The 5,860-nt window shown below is 40.2% G+C and carries 5 protein-coding genes; 2 read left to right on the top strand and 3 right to left on the bottom strand.

Going from position 1 to position 5,860, the window contains the following annotated elements; translation table 11 throughout:
- Positions 1–281: 281 nt before the first annotated feature.
- On the top strand, positions 282–1,871 hold the full coding sequence (gene prfC, locus FHQ30_RS11540; RefSeq protein ID WP_139611092.1) for a peptide chain release factor 3: 1,590 nt from the start codon (positions 282–284) through the stop codon (positions 1,869–1,871).
- Between the two features lie 249 nt (positions 1,872–2,120).
- On the top strand, positions 2,121–2,834 hold the full coding sequence (gene arcA / locus FHQ30_RS11545; protein WP_132968131.1) for a two-component system response regulator ArcA: 714 nt from the start codon (positions 2,121–2,123) through the stop codon (positions 2,832–2,834).
- Positions 2,835–2,901: 67 nt separating this feature from the next.
- Here the strand turns inward: arcA and crr are convergent, their stop codons facing one another.
- The 3 genes from crr to ptsH all read right to left on the bottom strand — a co-directional run bounded on the left by crr (position 2,902) and on the right by ptsH (position 5,577).
- Positions 2,902–3,402: a PTS glucose transporter subunit IIA gene (crr, locus tag FHQ30_RS11550; protein WP_132968132.1), complete on the bottom strand. Its 501-nt coding sequence runs from the start codon at positions 3,400–3,402 to the stop codon at positions 2,902–2,904.
- A gap of 68 nt (positions 3,403–3,470) precedes the next feature.
- Positions 3,471–5,198 (bottom strand): phosphoenolpyruvate-protein phosphotransferase PtsI, encoded by a 1,728-nt coding sequence (gene ptsI, locus FHQ30_RS11555; RefSeq protein ID WP_139611091.1) that lies wholly within the window; start codon positions 5,196–5,198, stop codon positions 3,471–3,473.
- A 121-nt stretch (positions 5,199–5,319) separates the two neighbouring features.
- Positions 5,320–5,577: a phosphocarrier protein Hpr gene (gene ptsH, locus FHQ30_RS11560; RefSeq protein ID WP_034613710.1), complete on the bottom strand. Its 258-nt coding sequence runs from the start codon at positions 5,575–5,577 to the stop codon at positions 5,320–5,322.
- Between the last annotated feature and the right edge of the window lie 283 nt (positions 5,578–5,860).

Here is a 5,860-nt window from a genome sequence, read left to right on the forward strand (position 1 = left end):
TAAAGAACAGTCACAACCACTCGCTTCAAATCAGAACGCTGCGTCGTTGTGAGGTGCGCATTATAGACATTCAGAAATTCTTTGCAACCCCTTTTTCTCACTTTTTTTCTGTTTTTTATCAAACGGTGGTTTTTTATACCAAGTCTGGACAAAAACTATTTTTTAATATCAATCGTAGTCTTTATTTCTGCCACTACAATGATTCATTGTTTTTAAGCAACAGATCAGCGACAATACTAGCCTTAACCATTTATTCATTTATTAGAGCCTATTTACATACAATGTCATTAAATCCATATCCACAGCAAGTCGATAAGCGCCGCACTTTTGCGATTATCTCACACCCCGATGCGGGTAAAACCACCATCACTGAAAAAGTTCTACTTTACGGAGAAGCGATTCAGACTGCCGGTACCGTGAAAGGACGCGGTTCCGGTCAACATGCAAAATCTGACTGGATGGAGATGGAAAAACAACGCGGCATTTCAATCACAACTTCTGTAATGCAATTTCCTTATAACGATTGCTTAGTCAATTTACTTGACACCCCCGGACATGAAGACTTTTCGGAAGACACTTACCGCACTTTGACTGCGGTTGACAGTTGTTTGATGGTGATCGATTCCGCCAAAGGGGTGGAAGAACGAACCATTAAATTAATGGAAGTCACGCGTTTACGCGATACACCGATTTTGACCTTTATGAATAAGCTCGACCGTGATATTCGAGATCCGATGGAACTCTTAGACGAAGTCGAAAACGTATTGAACATTCATTGTGCGCCTATCACTTGGCCTATCGGCTGTGGCAAATTATTTAAAGGAGTTTATCATCTTTATAATGATGAAACCTATCTTTATCAAACCGGTCAAGGTCATACCATCCAAACAGTCCGCACTATCAAAGGCTTGGATAATCCTGAATTGGAAAGTGCGGTTGGCAGTGATTTAGCCCAGCAACTACGTGATGAACTGGAATTGGTGCAAGGTGCATCCAATCCATTTGATTTGGACCTATTTTTACAAGGTCAACTAACACCGGTCTTTTTTGGCACCGCATTGGGTAATTTTGGGGTGGATCACATGCTGGACGGTTTAACGCAGTGGGCTCCTCGTCCACAACAGCGACACGCCGATCTGCGTGATGTTTCCCCTGTAGAAGATAAATTAAGCGGATTTGTGTTTAAAATTCAAGCTAATATGGATCCCAAACACCGAGATCGAGTTGCTTTTATGCGGATTGTCTCCGGAAAATACGAAAAAGGCATGAAAATGCACCATGTGCGAATCGGCAAAGATGTGGTTATTTCTGATGCGCTAACGTTTATGGCTGGTGATCGCAGCCACGCCGAAGAAGCCTACGCCGGTGATATTATCGGTTTGCATAATCACGGCACAATTCAAATCGGCGATACCTTCACCCAAGGTGAAAAATTAAAATTCAGCGGCATTCCCAACTTTGCGCCAGAACTGTTCCGTCGTATCCGCTTACGGGATCCGTTAAAGCAGAAACAATTGTTGAAAGGATTAGTACAGCTTTCCGAAGAGGGGGCTGTGCAGGTGTTCCGTCCGCTGATGAACAATGATTTAATTGTCGGCGCTGTCGGTGTATTACAGTTTGATGTAGTCGTTGCCCGCCTGAAAAGCGAATACAACGTAGAGGCTATTTATGAAACAGTCAATGTTTCTACCGCACGTTGGGTTGAATGTGCTGATGTAAAAAAATTTGAAGAATTTAAGCGTAAAAACGAACAAAATTTAGCCTTAGACGGCAGCGATAATCTGACTTATATCGCCCCAACCATGGTAAACTTAAATTTAGCGCAAGAGCGGTATCCTGACGTTCAATTCTTCAAAACCAAAGAACATTAATGTTTGAGAACATATCGCATCATTTTAATACTTATTTTTAACTGTTTTAGGCATCAATGCAGCAAGAAATGATGACCTAAGTCAAACTTTAGTTGAGAATGGTGCGCTTTTTATTTTCTTTATGTTATAGTTACGTTGCAATTCTGCAATTAATATTTTATTTTGTTTATCAAAAGTAAAATTCGCTGTCTTAAAAATTGAATGCCATAAGACAGTTTATAGTCCTTGTGATTTTATAGGTAAAAATAAATGCGTATTCCTAAAATCCTTATCGTCGAAGATGAAGCAGTTACCCGCAACACGCTAAAAAATATTTTCGAAGCCGAAGGCTACGAAGTGATGGAAGCCTCTGATGGTAATAAAATGCATACGATTCTATCTAGCCACTCCGTCAATTTGGTGGTGATGGATATCAATTTACCCGGAAAAAACGGGCTGATGCTGGCACGCGAACTACGCGAAAGCGCCAATACTGCACTGATGTTTCTGACCGGACGTGATAATGAAGTCGATAAAATTTTAGGATTGGAAATCGGTGCTGACGACTATATTACCAAACCATTTAATCCGCGTGAACTCGCTATTCGAGCCAGAAATCTACTGCAACGTACTATGTCAGAAAAAGATCAGCCAGTTTCTCACGAACATGTTGATCAATATCGTTTTAATGGCTGGATATTAGACATTAATAGTCGCACTTTAATTTCTCCTGAAGGCGAAAATAACAAACTACCGCGCAGCGAATTTCGTGCCTTGTTACACTTTTGTGAAAATCCAGGAAAAATTCAGACCCGTGATGATTTGTTGAAAAAAATGACAGGACGTGAACTCAAACCGCATGATAGAACAGTAGATGTGACCATTCGGCGTATTCGAAAACATTTTGAAGCCAATCCAGATACACCGGAAATTATCGCAACAATTCACGGCGAAGGCTATCGTTTCTGCGGTGAATTAGAATAAACTCAGACCGCACTTTAGGTATAAAAAAACCGAGAATTAACTCGGTTTTTTCACAATGTCAATCAGCTTATTTTTTTAGTTTCAAGATAACGGTTTCACCCAATACAACCGTGCCACTCGATTTCTCGATACTGCTGATTTCATCCATATTAGAAATAACAACCGGCGTTAATACTGATTTCGCTTTTGCTTCCAACAGGGCTAAATCGAACTCAATAATAGTGTCACCTTTTTTCACTTCCTGGCCTTCTTCAGCAATACGGACAAATCCTTCGCCTTTAAGCTCAACGGTGTCGATACCAAAGTGAACAAACAATTCAACACCTTCTCTGGACTCCATTGAAAATGCGTGGTTGGTTTCAAAAATTTTACCAATCACTCCATCAATCGGCGCAACAATTTTATTTCCAATTGGACGGATAGCAATACCGTCACCTACGATTTTTTCAGAAAAAACAACATCCGGCACATCTTCGATATTGACAATTTCACCAGACAACGGTGCATAAATTTCAACCTCAGCCCCTTTATTGTCTTTTGAACCGAACAGTTTATCAAATAAACCCATTTTACATTCTCCTCATTAAATCCATCAAAACATCAGTCTTATGTTACCCGAAATTTCTTAATTTGTATCTAGTTTAAGCCATTTTCGGTTAAAAAAGCAGAAACTTTTGCTTCGATGTCTGCCGCGGTCGGCTGTTCCAGTACTTCTTCAGCCAAACGTTGCACATCTTTAAAATTGACACTACGAATCAATTTCTTGATTCTTGGTACTGAAATTGCACTCATGCTAAACTCATCAAGTCCCATACCAAGCAGCAGCAATGTTGCATTTTCGTCCCCGGCAAGCTCACCACACATACCGGTCCATTTGCCTTCCGCATGAGAAGCATCAATGACTTGTTTAATCAAATTCAATACTGATGGTGTCATTGGATTGTATAAATGGGAGATCAACTCATTACCACGATCAACCGCTAAGGTATACTGAGTTAAATCATTGGTGCCGATACTGAAGAAATCGACTTCTTTTGCCAAGAACTTAGCATTGACGGCTGCAGATGGTGTTTCGACCATCACCCCGATTTGAATATTTTCATCAAATGCTTTGCCTTCATTGCGCAACTCTTGTTTTAGCTCTGCCACCACCGCTTTTAAGATTCTGATTTCTTCCACTGAAATAATCATCGGGAACATCACGGCTAATTGGCCAAAAGCCGAGGCGCGTAAAACCGCTCTTAATTGTGCATTCAGAATCTCACGTTTATCCAAAGCAATCCGAATTGCACGCCAGCCCAAGAATGGATTCATCTCTTTTGGTAGATTGAGGTAAGGTAGCTCTTTATCACCACCAATATCCATGGTGCGTAATACCACTAATTTACCTTCCATCGCTTCTACGACTTCTTTATAAGCATGAAATTGCTCTTCTTCGCTTGGCAATTGATCGCGATCCATAAATAGGAATTCTGTGCGGTATAGCCCGACACCTTCGGCACCGTTACGGTGAGCCCCGTCAATATCACGAATGGTACCAATATTTGCGCAAACTTCTACCCGATGTTCATCTAATGTCAATGCCGGCAAATCTTTCAATTTTGCCAATTCGGTTTTTTCTGCGGCAAGCTGTTGTTGTAAACTTTTTACATTTTCCAGCTCGTTTTGCGTAGGGTTAACCAGTACTTGGTTATTCACTGCATCCAAAATCAACATATCACCGCTGACAATGGACTTGGTGGCAATATTGGTGCCTACAATTGCCGGAAGCTCTAACGAGCGAGCCATAATCGAAGTGTGTGAAGTGCGACCACCGATATCAGTGATGAACCCCAATACTTTATCCAAGTTCAGCTGTGCGGTTTCAGACGGCGTCAAATCATTGGCAACTAAGATAACTTCTTGATTGATTTCACCTAAATCAATAATATGCATACCCAAAATATTTTTTATCAAGCGGTTACCGATATCACGAATATCGCCAGCCCGCTCTTTTAAATACTCATCATCAATTTCTGCCAACATCGAAACCTGTTGATCAATCACGCTACTTGCCGCAAAATCAGCCGTCATTTGTTCATCACGAATCAACGCAATAATCTCTTCTTCCAGCTCTTCATCTTCCAGAATCATCAAATGACCGTCAAAAATAGCGCCTTTTTCTTCGCCGAGTGTTCTGGTCGCTTTCTCTTTAATTGCCGTCAACTGTTCTACCGCACTTTCGCGACCGGTATAAAAGCGCTGAATTTCAGCGTCGATTTGAGATTCAGCAATGGATTTTGTATTTAACACAATTTCTTCTTCTTTTAAAACCAACGCCTTTCCGAAGACAATCCCTGGTGAAGCCAAAATACCTGAAATCATAATAAAACCTTTTCTTGGATAAAATTGCCGAAGCGAATAGCCAACTATTCGCTGTTCATATTACGTTTGATTGCAGCCATGCGTTTTCACCGAGTTATACGGTGAAAGATCAAATGGTTTCTTATTCTAAGGTTGGAATCAATGCGACTAAATGTTCAACCGCTTTCTCTTCATCTTCCCCTTCAGCGCTGATGGTGATCACAGTGCCTTGCACCAGTCCCAGGGTTTGCAGTTTAAACAAGCTTTTTGCGCTTGAACTTTTGCCATTGGAAGTTACTGTAATATCCGAAGCAAAAGCTTTGGCTTCTTTAACAAATTGAGCAGCTGGACGAGTATGCAGGCCATTTGGAGCTGTGATGGTAACTTCTTTTGAGTACATAGTGATTTCCTTATAGAAATGAATAACATTGAATATAAATCAACATGTTGGTAACAATTACAAGTAGCATACGAAAATACCTACCGAATATCACCATTATTACAATTTTTTCATAATTATTTTACCGATTAAAATAATTAGTGAGGTTAGTATCAATATTCCACTTAAATAATCAAGCCATAACTGGAAAAAATATGAGTTATCGCACATTTTTTATTAAAACAAGTTCAAAAAACGAACAGATTTCACATTTTATAAACGAATTTAAACACTATATTAACGC

This window comes from Testudinibacter sp. 'clade 2' (assembly GCF_006227735.1).
In the GTDB taxonomy this organism is placed as follows: domain Bacteria; phylum Pseudomonadota; class Gammaproteobacteria; order Enterobacterales; family Pasteurellaceae; genus Chelonobacter.

Coding starts and splice junctions, on each gene's coding strand:
- ptsI (WP_139611091.1), bottom strand. CDS start 5,198: ATGATTTCAGGTATTTTGGCTTCACCAGGGATTGTCTTCGGAAAGGCG.
- prfC (WP_139611092.1), top strand. CDS start 282: ATGTCATTAAATCCATATCCACAGCAAGTCGATAAGCGCCGCACTTTT.
- arcA (WP_132968131.1), top strand. CDS start 2,121: ATGCGTATTCCTAAAATCCTTATCGTCGAAGATGAAGCAGTTACCCGC.
- crr (WP_132968132.1), bottom strand. CDS start 3,402: ATGGGTTTATTTGATAAACTGTTCGGTTCAAAAGACAATAAAGGGGCT.
- ptsH (WP_034613710.1), bottom strand. CDS start 5,577: ATGTACTCAAAAGAAGTTACCATCACAGCTCCAAATGGCCTGCATACT.